The sequence below is a fragment of the Pseudomonas sp. 3MAES_34.3B genome (genome assembly GCF_058145875.1).
In genome coordinates, this window is sequence record NZ_CM176960.1 from 3168484 (window position 1) to 3189346 (window position 20863).

Below are 20863 nucleotides of genomic sequence, written 5' to 3' on the forward strand. Positions count from 1 at the left end.
TATTCTTGTAGGGTTACAGCGTTGTCTCGCTTGCCTCACTGATGCTTTTCGAACGGCTGCGGGCCGGGGGGTTATCGCCGGGTCACATAGGAAGACCCATCGAAACAGCCAACCACCATGCCAACGGCTTCGCGGGTGAACAGCCCGTTCTCCACCACGCCAGGGATACGGTTAAGTTCGGTTTCCAAGGGCGCGGGCTGCGCGATGACCGGGCCGCAATGGCAATCGAGAATGAAGTTGCCGCTGTCGGTGACCACCGCCTGGCCGTCTCGCATACGACGAACAATGCGCGCTCCGGCGATGCCGTGGTCGGCCAATACCCGATCTACCCGACGTTCGGTCTGCTGCCAGGCGAACTGCACCACTTCCACGGGGAGGGGGAACGCGCCCAGGCAGTCCACGATCTTGGTTTCATCGCACACGCAGATCATTTGCCTGGAGGCATGGGCAATGATCTTTTCCCACAGCAGGCACGCCCCGCCGCCCTTGATCATGTTGAACTGGCGGTCGATTTCGTCCGGGCCGTCCACGGTCAGGTCCAGTTCGCCGATTTCGTTGGGGTCGAGAATTTCAATGCCCACTTCCCGTGCCACGTCGCTGGTAGAGCGAGACGTTGTAGTACAGGTCAGCTGCAGCCCTTGCGCCACCAGCTTGCCCAGCTCCCGGACGAAAAAGTGCGAGGTGGTACCCGAGCCGAGGCCCAGCTTCATGCCGTCGTGAATGAAGTCTTCGATCACTCGACGCGCCGCGACCTTCTTGGCTTCATTTTGTTGGCTGTTCATCTGTTGCTCCTGTGTGGCCGTTCAGATCTTGTCGGTACGCCATGAATCGAGCGCAGTGAGCTGGTCCGGGAACTCGCTGCCACTGGCAATCGCGATCGCGGCAACCAGCATATTGGTGACCAGGTGATGGTTCAGGCGCGAGGCCAATGGGGTCATCAATTCGGTATGTTCGTAGGGTTTGACGGCGATCAGCACGTCCGAAACCAGCGCCAGCGGGCTGTCATTGGCGGCGATCGACACAACCTTGGCGCCCGATTTGCGCGCGGCCTTGGCCACCTCCACCATTTGGCGGGTGTGTCCCGATTGCGAGTAGATCAACGCCACTTCCCCTTCCCGCGCACTGTGCACATGCATGTCCTGGCGCTTGGCGCCCAGCAGCGCCTGGCAACGCAGGCCAAGCCGCTGAAACTTGTGCTCGGCGTCCAAAGCGTTCACTTCGGAGATACCGGTGGCGTAGATGCCGGTCCAGGTGGCGCTTTGCAGGTAGCGGGCGGCTTCAGCCACGCGGTCGGGCGCCAGGTCCTCGGCGAGCCGTTGAATGGCGTTCAACGAGTTGCGGCAGGTTTTGCGCACAATGTTTTCAACGCTGTCATCAGGCGTGATCTGCTCGTAGGCGAACGGCGCCAGGGGTACCAGGTTCTGCACCAGGTGCAGCTTGAATTCCTGATAGCTCTCAAAGCCGAAGCGGCGGCAAAACCGCATCACCGTGGGATCGCTCACGGAACAGGTTTCCGACAGCTTGGCCATGCTCATTTGCAACACCTTGGATGGCGAGCTGGCGACAAAATCGGCCACTCTCCGCTCGGCCCGGTGCATGCCTTGGCTTTCCTGCTCGATCCGTTGCAGCAAACCAAGGGTCATGGGCGTGCCTCGACCGTTGCCGGGCTGCGCTGCAGCAAATCGGCCAGGCGACCGAGGCGTTGGCCTTGGGAAGTCACCACCTTGGCCCCTCCGCCCCAAGGCACCACAAAGAACGGAACCCCTGCCCCTGCCGCGGCCTTCTGATCCACGGTTGTGTCTCCCACGTACGCCCAGGCGCCTTCGCTGACGCTCATGGCCGTGGCAACAGCCAGCAAATGCGCCGGGTCGGGTTTACAAGCCGGGACGGCATCGGCCCCCAGCGCCACCTCGAACAACGAGGACAACCCCAATTGCGCCAGCACCTTGCCGGTTACCGCGTGGTTTTTATTCGTGCAGATACCTAGGCGGATGCCCGCATCCCGAAGTGCCTGCAGGTCCTCTCGCACATAAGGGAAAAAACGGGTGAGCCCTGCCGGGTCTTCAAGGTAGGCACGCAGGTAACCGTCAAAGGCCCGTTGCACCGCGGCCTCGTCATAGGCAATGCCAAGGTCTTCGAGGATATCGATGATCAAGCGGCGCGGACCATTGCCAATGAACTGCTCCACATGGTCGGGATGAAGTTCGGGCCAGCCGTTCGATGCAAAGCCCACATTCAGGGCCTTTGCGATGTCAGGCGCGCTGTCGATGAGCGTTCCATCAAGATCGAAAATAAGCGCGGAATAGGCGGACATGGAACACACTCCAAACAAATTACTAATCAAAAATAGGATCGCCGAGCGCTGCGAAGGTCTGCCGCAGGGCCGGGTACAAATGGCAATAGATGCCATGGGCGCGGGCCAATACCTCGGTGCTGGTGCCATCGGGCGCCTGGCGGGTAATGCCCCGGCAACTCGCCGCGGCGCTCGCGGCGTCTCGCCACACACCTATACCCAGCCCTGCCACGAGCGCGGCGCCAAACGCAGCCCCTTCGGCCGCGCCTTCGGTGGTCACCACGTCGCAGCCGAAGATATCCGCTTGCAGCTGGCGCCACAGCGGCGAACGCGCGCCGCCGCCCGATGCCTTGATCACGTGCCCGGCAATGCCCAGCGGGGTCATCAATGCATGCATGTCCGCCAAGGCGTGTACCACACCTTCCATCACGGCCCGGGCCATGTCTTCGCGCCGATGACAGGCCCGCAGGCCTACAAAAGCGCCGCGAGCGACCGGGTCCGGGTGCGGGCAGCGCTCACCGTTCAGGTATGGCAGGAACAGCAGGCCGCGGGCGCCAGCGGGGCTCAGGCTGGCCTCTGCGGCGAGTTGCTCGAATGACGGCACGTTGCCGCTGACGCCCGGGCCCAGAACATCGCGCAACCAACTCATGGCACAGCCGGCGTTCAGCGATACCCCCATGCAATGCCACTTGTCCGGGGCCACGTTACAGAACACCTGCAAACGCCCCTCCGGGTTGGCCTGGGGCGCATCCAGCGCGGCCGCGAGAATACCTGCCGTGCCGATGGTTGTCTGTATATCGCCCGGGGCGATTACCCCAGAGCCGAGCGTCTGGATCACCGAGTCACCTCCCCCGCCTACCACCGGAATGCCCACAGGCAGGCCCAGCAGCGCGGCCCCGGCGGCCGAAACCCGGCCACTGACTACCTGGGACTCAAACACGGGCGGCAGCAATGCGGGGTCGATACCCACACGCTCCGTCAACCCGGTTGCCCACTGCCGCTCACGCACGTTGAACAGGCCGGTGCCAGACGCATCCGACACTTCCGTGGCCACCTCGCCGGTGAGTCGCAAGCGCAGGTAGTCCTTGGGGTTGAGCACCGTGGTCATTCGCTCGAACAGGTCCGGCTCATGCCGGCGCATCCAGAGGATCTTGCCGCCGGTGTAGCCCACTAGCATGCGGTTGTTGGTGGCGGCCAGCAGGCCCTCCAGCCCACCGGCCGCTTCGGTGATCTGCGCGCATTCGGCGCTATTGCGCTGGTCGTTCCAAAGGATTGCCGGCCTCAGTACGCGGTGGGAGGCATCGAGCGGGACCAGCCCGTGCATCTGGCCCGACAGGCCGATGCAGACCACCTCTACGCCGGGCGCCTGTTGCAGCACACCGGCAACGGCCTGGCGCGCGCCGTCGATCCACAGCTGCGGGTCTTGCTCGGTCCAGCCCGGCCGGGGTTGAGATAATGGGTAGCTGGCGGTGTGCGAGGCAATCACCGCGCCCTGAGTGTCGAGCAGCAACGCTTTGCAGCCCGATGTACCGATGTCGATTCCAAGCAGCGCCTCCATGGCTCAGCTCCCCACACCGTGATGAAGCCTTACATGCTTGAAATGGAAATACTCGAGCAGGCCTTCACGGCCGTGCTCGTAGCCCACCCCGCTTTGTTTGCGGCCGCCATAGGGCGCGTTCATGATGCCGGCATCAACGTTGTTGATGGCGACGTTGCCGTAATCCAACCCGGCGGACAGGGTATGGATATCCACCAGGTCGCGGGCGTACACATACGACGCCAGGCCATAAGGCGTGTCGTTGGCCAGCGCCACCGCCTCGGCAAGGTCGTCAAAGGGGGCAACGCCCACCAATGGGCCGAAGGTTTCCTCGGTCATTACCAGCATGTGATGGGTGCAATCGGCGACCACCGTGGGCCGGAAGAAGTGCCCTGCCCCGTATTCCTCGCCCTCTGGTGCCATGCCACCGGCGACCAGCCGCGCACCCTTGGCAAGCGCGTCCTGCAGGTGCGCGCGGGTTTTGGCCAGGGGCTCGGCCGAGGCCATGGCACCGAGGTCGGCCGCAGGGTTTTCCAACCCGTTGTGTACGCTCAAGGCGTCGGCCGCCGCACCCAGCTTGCTGACAAACTCGGCATACACCGAGCGATGGACATAGATGCGGTTGATCGCGATGCAGATTTGCCCGCAATTGCGGAAGCTACGGCGCGTCGCGCCTTTCACGGCGGCGTCTATATCGGCGCTGGCGGTAACCACCAGCGGGCAGTTGCCTCCCAACTCAAGGGACATGCGCTTGACCTGCGGGCAGCTCTGCTGAATGTGCAAGCCCACCGCGCTGGACCCGGTAAAGGCGATTTTGTCGACGCCCGGATGGTCCACCAAGGCTTGGCCAACCTGTGAGCCTTTGCCGGTCAGCACGTTCACCACGCCATCCGGGATGCCCGCCTCAGCGCATTTGCGCGCGATGGCCAAGGCTGTGTAGGGCGTGAGCTCCGCCGGTTTCACAATAATCGTGCAACCGGCGGCCAGGCTGGCGCACAGCTTCCAGCCCACCAGCTCCGCAGGGTAGTTCCACGGGGTGATGGCGCCAACCACGCCTATGGGTTCGCGCACCACCAGGCTTTGGAACCCAGGCTGGTCGTTGGGTACGATCTCGCCATGCACGCGGGTGGCCTCTTCGGCATAAAAGTGGCACGCCTCGGCAAGCTTGAGTATCTCGCCCTTGGCTTCGTTGACGGGCTTGCCCTGCTCCAACGTCATCACCTGCGCCATGCTCAGGGCATCCGCCGCGATCAGGTCACCCAGGCGGTGCAATGCGGTAGCGCGCGCCTTGGGCAGTTGCCGGGACCAGCCGCGAAAGGCGGTACGGGCCGCGGTCACGGCATCGTCTACATCATCGGCAGTGGCAGCCGCGATATGGCCGATCACCTCTCCGGTAGCCGGGTTCTCTACCGCAAGGCGCTCCCCGGTGCCCTGGCGAAACTGGCCGTTGATGAACAATGCGCCGTCAAGCGCGGTAATCGAATCGAACAGAGCATTATTGTTATTCATGAGTCTCCGTCGCCGTCCTCTGTGGAATGGGCCAGTGATGCAACCGAAAATATAGTATTGCTAGCTTTTTGCAAGCGGGTTTTGGTGGCCGATGCGCCCGCCGCCAGCCGGACCACAGCCGCCAAACCTTCTCTAAAATCGTAGACATCTAGAATAATCAGCGTGTTATCGCTTTAAATGGTGTCAAACCCGCTACACCCTCTATTTTTCCACTACAACACTGCTTGACCGAATTCAAAATCGAAACGTAGCATTGCTAGATACCAACAAGGAGAAACGTCGATGCTGCCCACCTCCCTTAACAACGCGAAACTGGTCGGCCGGGTCTGGCTTCCCGGCAAAGGCCCTTCAGTGGTTATCCTGCGTGAGAACGTGCTGATCGACGTGACCCCTACGGTGGTCTCGATGGCGGATTTCCTAGATAACGATCCCGCCCAGCGCTTCGACGCCCTCACCGGGGATGCCGTGGGCACCGTCCAGGACCTGATCCTCGATGCCGAACAGATGGGCTACCACGCCCAGCGCCCGTGCCTGCTGGCGCCTTGTGATTTCCAGGCGCTCAAGGCCTGCGGCGTGACGTTTGCCAGGAGTATGGTCGAGCGAGTGATCGACGAACGCACGTCCGGCGATCCGGCCCGCGCCGATGAACTGCGCGAACGCATCGGCGCGTTGATTGGTGGCACCTTGTCCAACGTGCAGGCGGGGTCGCAGAAGGCAGCCGAGGTCAAGGCGGCGCTGATCGCCGAGGGTTTGTGGTCTCAATACCTTGAAGTGGGTATTGGCCCGGACGCCGAGGTATTCACCAAATCGCAGCCTATGTCGGCGGTCGGCTACGGCGCCCAGGTGGGCGTGAATCGTATCTCGCAATGGAACAACCCGGAGCCCGAAGTGGTACTGGCGGTCGACAGCCAAGGCACCATCCGAGGGGCCACCCTTGGCAATGATGTAAACCTGCGAGACGTGGAAGGCCGTTCGGCGCTGCTGTTGGGCAAGGCCAAGGACAACAATGCCTCGTGCGCCATCGGGCCGTTCATCCGGCTGTTCGATGACACCTTCACGCTCGGCGACATCGAGAACGCCACCCTGACCATGGCAGTGACCGGCGAGGACGGCTTCGAGATGACCGGCCGCTCCAACATGGCCGAGATCAGCCGCAAGCCCGCCGAACTGGTTGCCCAGACCCGCAGCGATTCGCACCAGTACCCCGATGGCTTCATGCTTTTCCTCGGCACCATGTTCGCGCCTACTCAGGACCGCGGCGAAAAAGGCTCCGGGTTTACCCACAAGCGCGGCGATGTGGTGGAAATCTCCACGCCGTTGCTGGGCACCCTGCGCAACACCGTTGTGTACGCCCACGAAGCGGCGCCCTGGACCTTCGGTACCCGAGCGCTGATGCGCAACCTCGCCAAGCGAGGCCTGCTATGAGCACGCCCTCGTTGAAGCTAGTGGTTACGGATCATGCCTTCGGAAACACCCGCTATGAAAAAGCGGCTGCCGAGGCGGCCGGCGCCGAGTTTGCCGAGCACCAATGCCGGTCGGAGGATGAAGCCCTGGAAGCCGTACGGGCAGCCAACGCGGTGGTCAACAATTTTGCGCCCATGACCCACCGGGTGATGCAGGCGATGGCCCCTGGCGCGGTGATCGTGCGTTACGGGGTAGGCGTGGATAATGTCGACCTCGCTGCCGCCAGGGCGCTAGGGGTGCGAGTATGCAACGTGCCGGATTACGGCGTGGAAGAAGTGGCCGATCATGCGGCCGCCATGACCCTGGCGCTGGCCCGCAAGCTGGACAACTTCGGCAAAGGGATCCGCGACGGTGACTGGAAGATCGGCCAGATGGTCGATGGCTTGCGCTCCCTACGCGATACCACGGTAGGCCTGATTGGCCTGGGTCGAATTGCCCGTGCCTATGCAGCGCGCATGGCGGTGTTCGGCTGTCGCATCGTGGGTCACGACCCCTACGTGGACGAGGAGCAGGCACGGGCGGCTGGCATCGAGCCCCTTTCGCGGGATGAAGTGATCGCCTGCGCCCATGTGCTATCGCTGCACGTGCCGTTGACCCCTGAAACACGCCACATGATCGGCGCCGATGCCATCGCGCGAATGCCTGATGGGGCGATCCTTATCAATTGCTCCCGCGGTGGCCTGGTGGATGAGGCGGCGTTAAGCGCCGCGCTGGTGAGCGGAAAGCTGTCGGGCGCGGGGCTGGATGTGTTCGAACAGGAACCGCTCCCCGCAGACTCGCCTTTACGCACGGCCCCTCACGGGCTGCTATCGCCCCATGCGGCGTTTTTCTCTGATGCATCAGTCGACAAGCTGCAGCGGCTGGCCGCTGAAGAGGCGCTGCGGGGCCTTCGTGGCGAGCCCCTTCGCTGCGCGCTGACTTGAGGAGTGAACCGGATGAACTACCGCGACAAACTTGACCTTACCGGGAAAACCGCGCTGGTTACTGGCGCCGGCCAAGGCATCGGCGCCGCCATCGCCGAGGCGCTTGCCGAAACCGGCGCGCGGGTGATCTGTACCGACATCCTGCGCGAGCGCGCCGAAGCGACCGCGCGGCATCTTGATACCAAGGGCTACCACGCCCGTGCCGAAGCGCTGGATGTGACGGACACCGCCGGCATCAACGCCCTGGCTGATGCCTTGCCCGCCCTGGACATTCTGGTGTGCAACGCCGGTATCGTTTCCAATACGCCGGCCGAGGAGATGTCAGACGCGGAATGGGACCGGGTGGTGCAGGTGAACCTGACCGGGGTATTTCGTACCTGCCGGGGGTTTGGCCGGCGGATGCTTGCCGCCGGGCGCGGGTCGATCATCACTATCGGTTCGATGTCCGGGCAGATCGTCAACGCTCCGCAACCCCAGTGTCACTACAACGCGTCCAAGGCTGGCGTACACCACCTCACCAAGTCGTTGGCGGTGGAATGGGCCACACGTGGCGTTAGGGTAAATGCCGTGGCGCCGACGTACATTGAAACGCCTTTGCTACACGGCCTGGAAAGCCAGCCAGGGCTGATCCAGAAATGGCTCGACATGACCCCCGCCGGCCGTATGGGCCAACCCCATGAAGTGGCATCAGTGGTGCAGTTTCTGGCCTCTGATGCCTCTTCCCTGCTGACCGGCGCCATTATCACAGCAGACGCCGGGTATACGTGCCTGTGAGGAACACCAGGGCGGCGGGTGCAGGCAGCCTCAACCCACCCCCTGCTCTTTCGCCGCCACCCTGCTCGCCGGCACGGGCCGGGCAGTTTCCTCGTAACCCATAGGGTTGGCCTGCTGCCAACGCCAGGCGTCGCGCATCATGGTGTCCAGGTCGCGCTGGGCCACCCACCCCAGCTCTTCGAAGGCCCGGGTGGGGTCTGCCCAGCACTGGGCCACGTCGCCCGGCCGCCGCTCACATCGGTCCAGGGGCAGGCTTACCCCACTCACCCGTTCGAAGGCAGCGACCAGTTCCAGCACGGAGTAACCCAGCCCGGTGCCCAGGTTCCACGCGCGAAGCCCGGCGTGTTGGCGCAGGTACTGGAGGGTATTCACGTGCCCTTCGGCCAGGTCGACCACATGGATGTAATCCCGCACGCCGGTGCCGTCCGGGGTGGGGTAATCGCCGCCGAACACCGGCAACGCCGGCAATTGGCCGCTTGCCACCTTCAGCAGGTAGGGCACCAGATTGTTCGGCGTGGCCCGGGGGGATTCGCCCAGTAGCCCTGAGGGGTGGGCGCCAACAGGGTTGAAATAGCGCAACACACCGATGCGCCAGCGCTCGTCGGCGCTGGAAAGGCTTGCGAGCATCTGCTCGGTCATCAGCTTGGACTGCCCGTACGGATTGGTGGGCTGCCCGCACTGGGTCGATTCATTGATCGGCATGCAGCGGCAATCCCCATACACCGTCGCCGAGGAACTGAACACCAGAGTGAACACACCGGCATACGCCATGGCCTGGCACAGGTTGATGCTGCCGCCCACATTGGTGTCGTAATACCGCAACGGTTGCCGAACGCTTTCCCCCACGGCCTTGAGGCCGGCGAAATGCATCACCGCATCGACCGGGTAGCGCACGAAGAGTTGGTCCAGCAGCGCTCGATTGCGGATGTCCCCGGCTACCCATTCCACTCGGCGCCCGCCGAGCTGCTGGATCCGCGGAATCGCTTCGCGGCTGCTGTTACAAAAGTTATCGAGGATGACCACGTCCTCGCCGGCTTCAAGCAGCGCCAACGCTGCATGTGCTCCGATATACCCTGCCCCACCCGTCACTAGAATCATGGGTCGTCCCTTGCGTTGGTAGCGGAAGAAAGGCGTACCGGTAATCGCGAGGTCCTCCGGCGCGTGCCCCCTTTAGTACGGAAGGATTAGCGAGGCGGACAGTTCCGTCGGGGTTGCGAGCGGTGATGTCGTTCGTCGCTCCGCTGGCTGACTGGGCGGAACGAGATGGCCAAGCGAAGCCTCCACTGCTTTGAGTGTCAGCGGCTGCACCTTCGCGGTTCTGCCAGGCGGCAGGGAAAGGGCCGCGCCGCGCATCAATAACGCGTAATGACGATCAGGATCCCTCCCATGACAGTGAAGCCCCTCCAGCTACTGGCCGCCGTAGCCGAAGAGAAAACCTGCGGGCAAATACCCGCCCTTGCCCCACGCCCCTTATTGGTCTGCCTCTCTCACCTTCGCTGGGGGTTCGTGTATCAACGGCCCCAGCACTTGATGTCGCGCATGGCACGTCGATACGACGTGCTTTTTTTTGAAGAGCCCCTCCCGGCGGACGGGGCTACGGCGTACCTGGACGTGTTCCCGCAGCCCAGCGGCGTAATGGTGGTCACCCCTCGCCTGCCCGCCGGGCTGGACGCTGCGCACACGGATGCCGCGCTGCGGGATTTGCTCGACGGTTACCTGCGGGACAACCCGCATCCTGAGCTGCTGTTGTGGTACTTCACGCCAATGAGCCTGACGTTCAGCGACCACCTTGCGCCCCGGGTAACCCTCTACGACTGCATGGACGAGCTGTCTGCCTTCCATGGGGCGCCACCTGAGCTGGTCGCCCGGGAAAAACAGCTCCTGGCCCGCGCGGATGTGGTGTTCACCGGTGGCGTGAGTATCTGGGAAGCCAAGCGAACCCAACACGCCAATGCCCACGCCATGCCCAGCAGCGTCGACATCGTTCATTTCGGCGCTGCGCGCAATGGCCTGGCCGAGCCTGAAGACCAAGCGTCGATCGCCCACCCCCGGCTGGGCTTCTTCGGGGTGATCGACGAACGTTTCGATATTGCACTGGTGGAAGCAGTGGCGCGCCAGCGGACGGAGTGGCAATGGGTGATCCTGGGGCCCGTGGTGAAAATCGACCCTGCTTCCCTGCCGCGGCTCCCCAACATTCATTACCTGGGTGGCAAGGCTTACGACCAGTTGCCCGCCTACCTGAGTGGGTGGGACGTGGCGACCATGCCGTTCGCCCGCAACGAGGCCACCCGTTTCATCAGCCCCACCAAAACCCCGGAATACCTGGCGGGCGGTTGCCCAGTGGTGTCCACCTCTATCACCGACGTGGTGCGCACCTATGGGAACAGCGAAGTGGTGCACATTGCCGACGACCCCGCGAGCTTCATCGCGGCGGTGGAACAGGCGCTCATCCAACGCCAGGCACCGGAGCAACTGCGCGCTGCGGCAGATGAAGCCCTTGAGGGCATGTCCTGGGACAACACCTGGAACGCCATGATGGAGCAGATCCAATGCCTCGGATAACCCTGGAACAGGCCTGCGCCAATGCGGCCACGGGCAGCGCCGAAGGCCGCCCCTACTACGATTACCTGGTAGTGGGCGCCGGGTTTGCTGGCAGCGTGCTGGCCGAGCGCCTGGCCGCGGGGCTGGGAAAGCGCGTGCTGCTGGTGGACCGGCGTGACCATGTAGGTGGCAATGCCTATGACCATCTGGATGAGGCCGGCGTGATGGTGCACCGCTATGGCCCGCACATTTTCCACACCAATGCCCAGCGCATCGTGGATTACCTCTCGCGCTTTACCGAATGGCGGCCGTACGAGCACCGGGTGCTGGCCCAGGTGCGCGACCAGCTAGTGCCCATTCCCATCAACCTCACCACCCTCAATACGCTGTATGGCCTCGATATGGATGAGGCTGGCGCGCAGGCCTTTCTGGCCGAGCGCGCCGAGCCGGTAGAGCCGCTGCGCACGTCCGAGGACGTGGTAGTGAGCCAGGTAGGGCGCGAACTGTACGAGCTGTTCTTCCGCGGCTACACCCGCAAACAATGGGGGCGGGACCCCTCCGAGCTGGACCGCTCGGTAACCGCGCGGGTGCCCACGCGCACCAATACCGACGACCGCTATTTCGCCGACACCTTCCAGATCATGCCGTTGCACGGGTATACGCAGATGTTCGAGCGCATGCTGGGCCACCCCGGTATCGATATCCTGTTGAGCACCGACTTCGCGAAAGTGGACCAGCAGATTGACCGTGGCCATCTGGTGTACTGCGGGCCGGTGGACGAGTACTTCGGCTTCAAGCTGGGGCGGCTGCCGTACCGTTCCCTGCGCTTCGAGCACAAGACCGTGGCCCAGGCGCAGTTCCAGCCGGTGTCGGTGGTCAATTACCCCAGCGAAGACGTGCCCTATACCCGCATCACCGAATACAAGCACCTCACCGGCCAACAGCATACCCACACCAGCCTCACCTATGAATTTCCCAGCAGCGAGGGGGACCCGTACTACCCCGTGCCGGCGCCGGAAAATGCAGCGCTTTACCAGCAATACAAAGCGCTGGCCGATGCTACGCCGAGCGTGACCTTCCTTGGCCGGCTGGGCACCTACAAGTACTACAACATGGACCAAGTGGTAGGCCAGGCGCTGGCGCTGTACCACCGCCTGGAGGCTGAGCACGGCGAGGCAGACGCGGGAGCGCAGACCTATGCATCGGCCTGAAGCCTTCGCGAGCTTTTTGATGGGAGGTTTCGAATGTTCCAGTTGCCGGCGCAAGGACGGGCGCCGGCTCGACCTGCTCGCCGGTACCGGCCACGACCGCTGGGCCACCCAGGATTATCAGGCGATACAGGCCCACGGCATGCGTACGGTGCGCGATGGGCTGCGCTGGCACCTGCTGGAGCCCCGCCCGGGCGTTTACGACTGGAACAGTTTCGATCACCAACTGGCAGCCGCCGAAGCGACCGGCACTCAGGTGATCTGGGACATTTGCCATTATGGCTTCCCCGATGGCCTGGACATCTGGCAGCCGGCCTTCGTGGAGCGCTTCGCGCGTTTTGCCGGCGCGGCCGCGGCGCATGTGCGGGAACGCAGTGACGCCGTGCCCTACTACTGCCCTGTCAACGAAATCTCCTTCTGGGCATGGGCCGGTGGGGACGTCGCGTACTTCAATCCGGGTGCCACGGGCAGGGGCCTGGAGCTCAAGCACCAACTGGTGCGCGCCAGCATTGCGGCAATCGAGGCGGTGCGGGCGATCGAGCCGAGGGCGCGCTTCGTGCAAGCTGACCCACTGATCAACGTGCGCGCTGCACCGGGCCGGCCGGGCGATGCGGAACCGGCCGAGCATTATCGGCAGGCACAGTTCGAGGCCTGGGACCTGCTCAGCGGAAAAGCCTGGCCAGGGCTGGGTGGCCGCCCCGAATACCTGGACATCCTAGGGGTGAACTTCTACCCCCACAACCAGTGGTACCTCGGTGGTGGGCACATCCCCTTCGGCCATGAACACTTCAGGCCGTTGGCCGGCATGCTCAAGGAAGCGCATGTACGGTATGGCCGGCCACTGGTGATCACCGAAACCGGGGCCGAGGGCGACACCCGCGAACCGTGGCTGGATTACATCGGCCAGCAGGTCGCCCAGGCCATGGCCGCCGGCGTGCCGCTGGAGGGGGTATGCCTGTATCCGGTGCTCGATTACCGCGGGTGGGATGACGATCGCCATTGTCATACCGGCCTGTTGGGGTTCGCCGATATCCACGGTCACCGACAGGTGCATGGCCCGTCCGCGGCCGCGCTCAAACGGATGGCGCAACGCTGTGGTATCGCCGCCAACCCGAATACCGCCGATCCATTGCCAGAAGAAGGAACTGCGGAGGTGTCATGAACAGGGGTATTCCGCCGCGCGGCGCAGGCCGGTTCCTGTGGCAGTACGTGTGTCGGCACCCGGTGGCCTATGGCAGCCTGGCGGTGTTCATTGTCGGCGGCGCCAGCTGCGCGGTCGCCGTGCAATACGGCATGAAACTGCTGGTAGACACCATGAGCGAGGCAGGCCCGGCCAGTAGTCGCGTATGGATGCCGTTCGGCCTGTTCATTGCGTTGATCGCCGTGGAAAACGTGTTCTGGCGCCTGGGTGGATGGCAGGGCTGCCGCACCGTGGTGAGAAGCTGCGCGGAAATGCGCGTAGACCTGTTCAGCCACCTCACCGGCCACCCCATGCGCTACTTCGCTGAGCATTATGCCGGCGCGCTGGGTAGCCGTATCTCCGCCACCGGCACCGCCGCTGGCGCGGTGTATGGCGCACTGATCTGGAAAATCACCCCCCCGTGCGTGGATTTCATCGGTGCGGTGGTGGTGCTTGCCACCGTCAGGGTTGAAATGGCCCTGGCACTGGTCGCGTGCGTGTTACTGGTAGCGGTGATCATCACGTATTTCGGCATACGCGGGCGCAGCAAGCATCAGCGTTTCGCCGCGCACGCCGCGAACGTAGGTGGGGAATTGGTAGACCTGGTTTCCAACGTGTGGACGATCAAAGCCTTCTCTGCCCGGGAGCGGGAGCGCAAGCGCCTGGACGGGAAAATCCAGGCCGAGGCGCGGGCGCAGCAACGCAGCTGGCTGTACCTGGAAAAGGCACGGGTATTCCATGACGTGTGCCTGGCGCTGATGGCGGGTGGGATGCTGGCGTGGGCCATCCAGTTATGGACCCGGCATCAGGTCACCGCCGGCGACGTAGTGCTGGTGAGCGCGCTGACCTTTCGCATTCTGCACGGCTCCCGCGACCTGGCCCTGGCGCTGGTGGACACCACCCAGCACCTGGGGGCGATCGCCGAAACCCTGAGCATTATCGCCCAGCCCCATGGCCTGCCCGACCACGACATGGACTGGCCGGTGCGCCAGGGCGCGATCGACATCGACCAGGTGAGCTACGCCTACCCGGGCGGCAACGGGGTGCTGCACGGCGTGAACATACGCATCGAGCCTGGCCAGCGTGTGGGTATCGTCGGCCCCTCTGGCGCCGGCAAAACCACCCTGATCGGGCTGCTGCAGCGGCTTGATGATGTAAGCCGAGGGGCGATTCGCATTGACGGGCGGGACATTCGCGAGATGAGCCAGGACAGCCTGCGCCGCCAGATCGCCGTGGTGCCGCAGGAGCCGGCGTTGTTCAACCGAACCATCTACGAAAACATCCTCTACGGCCGCCCCGAGGCCACCCGCGAGGAGGTATATGCCGCGGCGCGCAACGCCTACTGCCACGACTTCATCGACCAGCTGCCCCAAGGCTATGACACGCCGGTGGGCGAGCGCGGGTTGATGCTGTCCGGCGGCCAGCGACAGCGGCTGGGCATTGCCCGGGCGTTTCTCAAGAACGCGCCAATCCTCATCCTCGACGAAGCCACTGCCGCCCTGGATTCGCGCTCCGAAGCCGTGATCCAGGCGGCGCTCACCGACCTCATGCAAGGGCGCACCGTACTGGCGGTGGCGCACCGCCTGGCGACCATCGCCGCGTTCGACCGGGTATTGGTGATGCGCGCCGGGCAGGTGGTAGAAGACGGCCCCCCTGACCACCTGCGCCGTGGCGGTGGATTGTTCGAAGCGCTGTGGCAGGCGCAAACCATGCCTGAGGTATCGCCGGGGAACGAGGTTGGTTGAGCGAGATTCAGCCCGTGCTCAACCTATCGCTTCCAGCCGCGTCACCGCTTCCGGCGCCAGCTGTAGTTGCCCTGCGGCAACGTTCTCTCGCAAATGCGCCACGCTGGACGTGCCTGGAATGAGCAGGATGTTCGGCGAGCGCTGGAGCAACCAGGCGATAGCCACCTGCATCGGTGTTGCGCCCAGTTCCGCCGCTACTGCCTCCAGCTCGGTGGACTGCAATGGGCTGAACCCGCCCAGCGGGAAGAACGGAACGTACGGAATACCGTCGGCAGCGAGCGCGTCGATAAGCGGATCGTCGCCCCGGTTGGCCAGGTTGTAGAAATTCTGCACGCACACGATAGGCACGATCGCCCGAGCCTCCGCCACTTGAGTGGTCGTCACGTTACTCACGCCGATGTGCCGGATCAACCCTTGGGCCTTGAGCTCGGCCAGCGTGCCGACCGCCTCAGCGATACTGCCTTCCTCCGGCGCATGCAGCCCGTGCATGCTGCGAAAATTCACCACGTCCAGTTGCTCCAGGCCCAGGTGGCGCAGGTTGTCCTGCACGGCCGCGGTCAGCTCGGCAGGGGAAAGCGCCGGCAGCCAGCCGCCTTGCGCATCGCGCCGGGCACTCACCTTGGTGACCAGGGTAAGGCCTCGCGGGTAGGGGCGCAGTGCCTTGGCGATCAATTGGTTGGTCACGTGCGGCCCATAGAAGTCCGAGGTGTCGATGTGATTCACCCCAAGCGTTACTGCCTCCTGAAGCACGGCGATGGCGGCGTCCGGGTCCCGGGGCGGCCCGAACACCCCCGGGCCGGCCAGCTGCATGGCGCCGTAGCCCAGTCGGTTGACCTTTCGATCGCCCAGCACATAAGTGGTAGTGGTCATGGAACATGCTCCGTCAGCCAAGAGAGTGGCCACTATAGGTGGGCGGTGCCTGCGCGATAATTGGCTATAGTGCGCACACCCTGTACGGAGCGGCGAACAATGCCGGTAGACCTCAACGACGTGCGCGCCTTTATCGCCATTGCCCAGGCGAAGGGCTTTCGAGACGCCGCAAGGCGCACCGGCGCCAGTGCGTCGAAGCTCTCCGATGCCCTGCGCCGGCTGGAAGCGCAACTGCAGGTGCGGCTGTTGCATCGAAGCACGCGCAGCGTAGTGCTGACCGAGGCAGGGGCCAGGCTGCTCGAGGCGCTGGCGCCAGCGATAGCAGACGTAACCCGGGCACTGGACGCCGTGCGGGGCACGGACGAGCAGCCTGCCGGCACTTTGAAACTGAACGTGCCGGTGGTGGCCGCGCGGCTGATCCTGCCTCAGGTGTTGCCGGGTTTTCTGGCCAGCTATCCCGCCATCAAGGTTGAAGTGATCGCCGATGATCGCTTCGTGGATGTGCTGGCCAGTGGTTGCGATGCGGGTATCCGCTATGAGGAAGGGCTGCAGCAGGACATGGTGGCCGTGCCCATCGGCCCGCGTACCCAACGCTTTGCCCTGGCGGCCGCGCCGGCATATCTCGAGCGGCACGGCATTCCGCAGCACCCTGACGACCTCGCGGGGCACGCTTGCCTACGCGGCCGCTTCGCCAGTGGTGCCGTGCCCGCCTGGCTGTTCGAGCAGGATGGGCAGCAGTTGGAGGTGGAGCCCGAGGGCCCGCTGGAGGTCCAGATCGGTGGGGCCGCCGAGCTGCTGGTGGACATGGGGATCGCCGGCAGCGGGCTGCTGATGCTCTTCGAAGACTGGCTGCGCCCGCATTTTGCACGTGGGTTGCTGGTACCCGTGATGGAAGCCTGGTGGCCAACGTTCAGCGGGCCGTTTTTGTATTACCCGGGCCGCCGCCACCTTCCTGCCCCGCTGCGGGCCTTCGTGGATTACATCCGCGAGCAAGGCCAAGGCGGCCCTGCCCTCTTCGGCGAAGCCGCGCGTCCCCTGGCTTAAAGCCGCCCCACCACACGCCGATAACCCGTGAGGCAGCTACCTGCCTTTTCAGCGAGAGCGTTTGATGGACACCCTGTCGGCCAGTGACCGTGAGCATGTGCTCGAGACTGCCACCGCCCAGTTCTGGAAGCACATCGCCCCCGTGGTGAAAATCGCTTTCGGGATTCACGTGGTGCTGTTCGTGCTGTTTCTGGCGTTGGGCCTGCGGCCACTGTGGCTGGGCAACATGGCGAGTATCGCCGCCTATGTAGTGTGCATGCAGGCTATCGGGCAGCGGCGGTTCCAACTGGCAGGCATGGTGATGTGCCTGGAGATCATCCTGCACGCGATGCTGGCGACCTGGGTGCTGGGCTGGGACAGCAACTTCTACTTCTACCTGTTTTGCATCGTGCCGATTCTGTCGTTCAGCTTCCAGACGGCACCGCTGCGCCGGATGCTGCTGAGCGTAGCGATCCTGCTGGTGGCCCTCGGCGGTTTTGCCCTGCGCCATCGCCTGGGTGGAGGGAAGGTCGTTTCGCCTTGGCTGCTGGAAATTTTCGGCTTCACCAACTTGTTCACCGCGACAGCGCTGTTGCTGCACGCCACCGTGTTATCGGTTCGTTACTCGTTGACGATGCAGTTCCATCAGTTTCATAGCGCCAACCGCGACAGCCTCACCAACCTGTACACCCGCCGGCGGATACTGCAGCAGGCACGTCAGCTTCCGCAGAGCGTGCCGGTATCGGTGGTATTGCTGGACGTCGACCATTTCAAGCAAGTCAACGACCGCCACGGCCACGCCCAGGGCGACCGTGTACTGCAGCGGGTGGCCGCGGCCATCAGCGACAGCGTGCGGGATACCGACATGCCCGCGCGCTGGGGCGGAGAAGAGTTTCTGGTGTTGATGCTCGGCACGCCGCTGGCCGAGGCCATCGCGGTGGCCGAGCGTATCCGGGCGCGCCTGAGTGAAGTGCCCGAAGCCCAGACATTGCCCGTGACCGCAACCTTCGGGGTGGCGCAACTACGCCCGGGCGAGACATTTCGTGAGCTGTTCGGCCGAGTAGACCAGGCCTTGTACCTGGGTAAACAGCGGGGCCGCGACCGGGTGATGCTGGCTGAATGAACGCGCCGTTGGTCGCGCAACGGGCCATTGCCGCTGTAGCGCAACGGTGATACGGCCGATAGCCCGTTACAGCACTTTGCCACCTTTGAGCCGAGCCGTATGTCAACCGCCCTTCAGTCGTTCGAACCTCCGCGTTCCGGTAGCCATGCTCGGTTGGCCCGCCGTTCCGCCTGGCTGGTCACTGCCCTTATGTTGTGCCTGTTCCTGGGCGCCAGCAGCGTGGTCACTCAAGTGGCATCCACGCTCAACCATGATGAAATACAGCGCAACAAGCACCTGGCCAAGACGGCGGGCGAGGCCTGGCTCACCAACATCACCTTTACCTTGCTGGACTTCGCCTTCTGGGACGAAGCCTACGAACACACCCACGGCGAGGTGGATACTGCCTGGACCTCCGAGCAAGTAGGCATGGGGCGCTCGCTGTTGTCGCAATATGGGCTCAACGGTGTGTTTATCGTGGATGCGCGGCAGGTTACCCGCTACGCATTCGTGGCTGGGGAATTCGATAACCGGCAAGCCTCGGACTGGATCAAGGGTGACCTGTCAGCCCTGCTGGCCCAGGCTCGCACCAAGGCTGGCCAACGGGCCGCAGTGACCGGGTACTTCCTGGTAGACGGCCGACCGGCCGTTGTCGCAGCCGCCGCCATCCAGCCGCTGTCCTACACACTGACTACGCCCACCAACGAGTTGGCCTACCTGGTGTTCGTGGACGTGCTGGGCCCGGCTTCGCTGGAGCGCATGGGCAGCATCTACGGCCTGCCTAACCTGCGCCAAGGCAGCGCGCAGTCGCCTGTCAGCCTGCAGCTCAGCGCCGACCCGGCGGTGTACCTCACCTGGGACATCGCCACCCCCGGCGCTACCTTCCTGCGGCTGGTATTGCCGCTGGTACTCCTGACGTCGCTGATCTTCGGTGGCGGCGCCTGGCTGCTGCTGCGCCGCTCCATTCGCGCGGCCGAGCAGATCGACCGAGGCCGCGAAGCCATGCGCTTGAGCGAGGAACGCTTTCGCGATATCGCCGAGGGCGCCTCGGACTGGATCTGGGAAACGGACGCCAACCTGCGCGTCACCTACCTTTCAGGTCGTTTCCGCACTGCCACCGGGTTCGACACCTCGCAATGGCTGGGCAGGCCGCTGCACCTGTGCCTGAACCTCGGCGCGGGCGTATTCGACACTCTGGCCTCGCAGCCTGAAGGCCATCGCCAGGTAGTGCCCTGCGCCCACACCGACGCCCAGGGTGGTCAACGGCTGGGCAGCCTGCACGCGCGCGCCATCCGTCAGGGTGGATCGGTGATTGGCTATCGCGGCACCGTAAGCGACGTGACCGAGGAGGCCGAGGCGCAGGCGCGCATTGCCTACTTGTCCGGCCATGACGCGCTCACCGGGTTGCCCAACCGCGGGCAGGCCTATCGGGCGCTTCAAGCCCGGCTTGCCGATGGCACCTGTACCAGGGCGTTCGCGATCCTGTTCATCGACCTCAGCGGGTTCAAGCAGATCAACGACTGCCTGGGGCATATCGCGGGCGACCAGGTGTTGGTAAAAGTAGCGCGGCGCCTGGGCGAAGCCTTGCAACCCGACGATGTGCTGGCCCGGCTGGGCGGGGACGAATTCCTGATCATTACGCCCAGGGTTACCCAGCGCTGCCTGAGCGAACTCTGCGAACGGTTGCTGGGCGACTTCACTCCACCGATCGTTACCGCCGAGCACGAGCTTCGCCTGGGGCTATGCATCGGCATCGCCCAGGCACCGATAGACAGCACCGATGCCGAGGAGCTGCTGCGCCTGGCCGATATTGCGCTGTATGAAGCCAAAGGGAGGGGCCGCCACAGCTGGCAGCTGTACAACGCCGAGATGAAGACCCGCATCGAGGAACGCAGGCAGCTGGAGCAGGACCTCAAGCGCGCCGTGCAACATGATGAATTCAGCGTGGTGTTCCAGCCGCGTTTCGATATCACCGGCGCGCGTATTCTCGGCGCCGAGGCGCTGGTGCGCTGGCAGCACCCGGAAAAGGGCCTGCTCAGCCCTGCGGTGTTCATTCCACTGGCAGAGGAAACCGGCCTCATCGTCGCCCTCAGCGACATTGTGATGCGCCGCGCCTGCGCGCTGGTGGCCACCTGGCCCGAGCCGGTGTTCGTATCGGTGAACCTGTCCTGTATCGAATTCATGCGCAGCGACCTGGTCGCCCGTATCGAGCGAACCTTGGCGGGCACCGGGCTACCAGCCTCGCGCCTGGAGGTGGAAGTGACCGAAAGCGTGATGATCGACAATGCCGACGGGGCCCTGGCGTTGATGGTCCAGCTCAAGAAGCTGGGCGTGAAATTGTCCATGGACGACTTCGGCACCGGGTATTCATCACTGAGCTACCTCAGCTGTTACCCGTTCGATGGCATCAAGATAGACCGCAGTTTCGTGATGAACCTCAGCGACCCCAAGGCCAACAACCAGGCGATTGTCAGCGCGGTGGTGGCCATGGGCAAAAGCCTGGGCATGGTGGTCACTGCCGAGGGTGTGGAAACACCCGAGCAGCTCGAAGTGCTTGCCACTTTGGGCTGCGACCAGGCCCAGGGTTACCTGCTGGGCCGCCCCATGCCCCCTGACGCCCTGGCGACCTTGCTCCTGGCGCAGCATGCCGTGACCGCGCAAACCGAGGCCAGCTGTTAACCGGTGTATTGCCCC

At 64.0% G+C, this 20863-nt stretch carries 17 protein-coding genes; 10 read left to right on the forward strand and 7 right to left on the reverse strand.

Features of this window, described 5'->3' with window-relative positions; all coding sequences use genetic code 11:
• Positions 1 to 71: 71 nt before the first annotated feature.
• Genes rpiA through AC3Z8Y_RS13960 form a run of 5 tightly spaced genes read right to left on the reverse strand, consistent with a single transcriptional unit; the run spans position 72 to position 5339 of the window.
• On the reverse strand, positions 72 to 782 hold the full coding sequence (rpiA, locus tag AC3Z8Y_RS13940) for a ribose 5-phosphate isomerase A (RefSeq protein ID WP_181116682.1): 711 nt from the start codon (positions 780 to 782) through the stop codon (positions 72 to 74).
• Positions 783 to 803: 21 nt separating this feature from the next.
• Positions 804 to 1643, reverse strand: coding sequence for a MurR/RpiR family transcriptional regulator (locus tag AC3Z8Y_RS13945; RefSeq protein ID WP_490086300.1), 840 nt, complete (start codon positions 1641 to 1643; stop codon positions 804 to 806).
• Positions 1640 to 2314, reverse strand: a complete 675-nt coding sequence (locus AC3Z8Y_RS13950; RefSeq protein ID WP_490086301.1) for an HAD family hydrolase — start codon at positions 2312 to 2314, stop codon at positions 1640 to 1642. The genes AC3Z8Y_RS13945 and AC3Z8Y_RS13950 overlap by 4 nt, the downstream gene beginning before the upstream one ends.
• A gap of 22 nt (positions 2315 to 2336) precedes the next feature.
• Entirely contained in the window at positions 2337 to 3851 is a 1515-nt protein-coding gene (xylB, locus tag AC3Z8Y_RS13955; RefSeq protein ID WP_490086302.1) for a xylulokinase, read from the reverse strand.
• Positions 3852 to 3854: 3 nt separating this feature from the next.
• On the reverse strand, positions 3855 to 5339 hold the full coding sequence (locus AC3Z8Y_RS13960) for an aldehyde dehydrogenase family protein (protein ID WP_490086303.1): 1485 nt from the start codon (positions 5337 to 5339) through the stop codon (positions 3855 to 3857).
• A gap of 282 nt (positions 5340 to 5621) precedes the next feature.
• Here AC3Z8Y_RS13960 and AC3Z8Y_RS13965 point away from each other — a divergent pair, with 282 nt between their 5' ends.
• Genes AC3Z8Y_RS13965 through AC3Z8Y_RS13975 form a run of 3 tightly spaced genes read left to right on the forward strand, consistent with a single transcriptional unit; the run spans position 5622 to position 8500 of the window.
• Positions 5622 to 6764, forward strand: coding sequence for a fumarylacetoacetate hydrolase family protein (locus AC3Z8Y_RS13965; RefSeq protein WP_490086304.1), 1143 nt, complete (start codon positions 5622 to 5624; stop codon positions 6762 to 6764).
• Positions 6761 to 7726, forward strand: a complete 966-nt coding sequence (locus AC3Z8Y_RS13970) for a C-terminal binding protein (RefSeq protein WP_490086305.1) — start codon at positions 6761 to 6763, stop codon at positions 7724 to 7726. Before AC3Z8Y_RS13965 ends, AC3Z8Y_RS13970 begins: the two co-directional genes overlap by 4 nt.
• A 12-nt stretch (positions 7727 to 7738) precedes the next feature.
• Positions 7739 to 8500 (forward strand): SDR family NAD(P)-dependent oxidoreductase, encoded by a 762-nt coding sequence (locus tag AC3Z8Y_RS13975; RefSeq protein ID WP_490086306.1) that lies wholly within the window; start codon positions 7739 to 7741, stop codon positions 8498 to 8500.
• Between the two features lie 30 nt (positions 8501 to 8530).
• On the opposite strand, the gene galE is transcribed toward AC3Z8Y_RS13975, so the two are convergent.
• Positions 8531 to 9598 (reverse strand): UDP-glucose 4-epimerase GalE, encoded by a 1068-nt coding sequence (gene galE / locus AC3Z8Y_RS13980; protein WP_490086307.1) that lies wholly within the window; start codon positions 9596 to 9598, stop codon positions 8531 to 8533.
• A gap of 288 nt (positions 9599 to 9886) precedes the next feature.
• Here galE and AC3Z8Y_RS13985 point away from each other — a divergent pair, with 288 nt between their 5' ends.
• From AC3Z8Y_RS13985 to AC3Z8Y_RS14000, 4 genes are read left to right on the forward strand one after another with little or no spacing between them, the layout of a single operon-like run.
• Positions 9887 to 11062 carry a glycosyltransferase family 1 protein gene (locus AC3Z8Y_RS13985; RefSeq protein WP_490086308.1) on the forward strand — a complete coding sequence of 392 codons (1176 nt, stop codon included), beginning with the start codon at positions 9887 to 9889 and terminating at the stop codon, positions 11060 to 11062.
• Entirely contained in the window at positions 11050 to 12252 is a 1203-nt protein-coding gene (gene glf / locus AC3Z8Y_RS13990; protein WP_490086309.1) for a UDP-galactopyranose mutase, read from the forward strand. The genes AC3Z8Y_RS13985 and glf overlap by 13 nt, the downstream gene beginning before the upstream one ends.
• The gene (locus AC3Z8Y_RS13995; protein ID WP_490086310.1) at positions 12239 to 13411 is read left to right on the forward strand and encodes a beta-galactosidase; all 1173 of its coding nucleotides are present in this window, start codon (positions 12239 to 12241) and stop codon (positions 13409 to 13411) included. Before glf ends, AC3Z8Y_RS13995 begins: the two co-directional genes overlap by 14 nt.
• Entirely contained in the window at positions 13408 to 15174 is a 1767-nt protein-coding gene (locus AC3Z8Y_RS14000; protein WP_490086311.1) for an ABC transporter ATP-binding protein, read from the forward strand. Before AC3Z8Y_RS13995 ends, AC3Z8Y_RS14000 begins: the two co-directional genes overlap by 4 nt.
• Positions 15175 to 15192: 18 nt before the next feature.
• Here AC3Z8Y_RS14000 and AC3Z8Y_RS14005 read toward each other — a convergent pair whose 3' ends face one another.
• Positions 15193 to 16044 (reverse strand): aldo/keto reductase family oxidoreductase, encoded by an 852-nt coding sequence (locus AC3Z8Y_RS14005; protein WP_490086312.1) that lies wholly within the window; start codon positions 16042 to 16044, stop codon positions 15193 to 15195.
• Between the two features lie 99 nt (positions 16045 to 16143).
• On the opposite strand from AC3Z8Y_RS14005, the gene AC3Z8Y_RS14010 reads away from it, so the two are divergent.
• From AC3Z8Y_RS14010 to AC3Z8Y_RS14020, 3 genes are all read left to right on the forward strand, one after another.
• Complete coding sequence (locus AC3Z8Y_RS14010) at positions 16144 to 17088, forward strand: LysR family transcriptional regulator (RefSeq protein WP_490086313.1); 945 nt, start codon at positions 16144 to 16146, stop codon at positions 17086 to 17088.
• A 64-nt stretch (positions 17089 to 17152) separates the two neighbouring features.
• Entirely contained in the window at positions 17153 to 18190 is a 1038-nt protein-coding gene (locus tag AC3Z8Y_RS14015) for a GGDEF domain-containing protein (RefSeq protein ID WP_490086314.1), read from the forward strand.
• A 99-nt stretch (positions 18191 to 18289) separates the two neighbouring features.
• The gene (locus AC3Z8Y_RS14020; protein ID WP_490086315.1) at positions 18290 to 20848 is read left to right on the forward strand and encodes a bifunctional diguanylate cyclase/phosphodiesterase; all 2559 of its coding nucleotides are present in this window, start codon (positions 18290 to 18292) and stop codon (positions 20846 to 20848) included.
• Positions 20849 to 20863 lie beyond the last annotated feature (15 nt).

Coding starts and splice junctions, on each gene's coding strand:
- rpiA (WP_181116682.1), bottom strand. CDS start 782: ATGAACAGCCAACAAAATGAAGCCAAGAAGGTCGCGGCGCGTCGAGTG.
- AC3Z8Y_RS13945 (WP_490086300.1), bottom strand. CDS start 1,643: ATGACCCTTGGTTTGCTGCAACGGATCGAGCAGGAAAGCCAAGGCATG.
- AC3Z8Y_RS13950 (WP_490086301.1), bottom strand. CDS start 2,314: ATGTCCGCCTATTCCGCGCTTATTTTCGATCTTGATGGAACGCTCATC.
- xylB (WP_490086302.1), bottom strand. CDS start 3,851: ATGGAGGCGCTGCTTGGAATCGACATCGGTACATCGGGCTGCAAAGCG.
- AC3Z8Y_RS13960 (WP_490086303.1), bottom strand. CDS start 5,339: ATGAATAACAATAATGCTCTGTTCGATTCGATTACCGCGCTTGACGGC.
- AC3Z8Y_RS13965 (WP_490086304.1), top strand. CDS start 5,622: ATGCTGCCCACCTCCCTTAACAACGCGAAACTGGTCGGCCGGGTCTGG.
- AC3Z8Y_RS13970 (WP_490086305.1), top strand. CDS start 6,761: ATGAGCACGCCCTCGTTGAAGCTAGTGGTTACGGATCATGCCTTCGGA.
- AC3Z8Y_RS13975 (WP_490086306.1), top strand. CDS start 7,739: ATGAACTACCGCGACAAACTTGACCTTACCGGGAAAACCGCGCTGGTT.
- galE (WP_490086307.1), bottom strand. CDS start 9,598: ATGATTCTAGTGACGGGTGGGGCAGGGTATATCGGAGCACATGCAGCG.
- AC3Z8Y_RS13985 (WP_490086308.1), top strand. CDS start 9,887: ATGACAGTGAAGCCCCTCCAGCTACTGGCCGCCGTAGCCGAAGAGAAA.
- glf (WP_490086309.1), top strand. CDS start 11,050: ATGCCTCGGATAACCCTGGAACAGGCCTGCGCCAATGCGGCCACGGGC.
- AC3Z8Y_RS13995 (WP_490086310.1), top strand. CDS start 12,239: ATGCATCGGCCTGAAGCCTTCGCGAGCTTTTTGATGGGAGGTTTCGAA.
- AC3Z8Y_RS14000 (WP_490086311.1), top strand. CDS start 13,408: ATGAACAGGGGTATTCCGCCGCGCGGCGCAGGCCGGTTCCTGTGGCAG.
- AC3Z8Y_RS14005 (WP_490086312.1), bottom strand. CDS start 16,044: ATGACCACTACCACTTATGTGCTGGGCGATCGAAAGGTCAACCGACTG.
- AC3Z8Y_RS14010 (WP_490086313.1), top strand. CDS start 16,144: ATGCCGGTAGACCTCAACGACGTGCGCGCCTTTATCGCCATTGCCCAG.
- AC3Z8Y_RS14015 (WP_490086314.1), top strand. CDS start 17,153: ATGGACACCCTGTCGGCCAGTGACCGTGAGCATGTGCTCGAGACTGCC.
- AC3Z8Y_RS14020 (WP_490086315.1), top strand. CDS start 18,290: ATGTCAACCGCCCTTCAGTCGTTCGAACCTCCGCGTTCCGGTAGCCAT.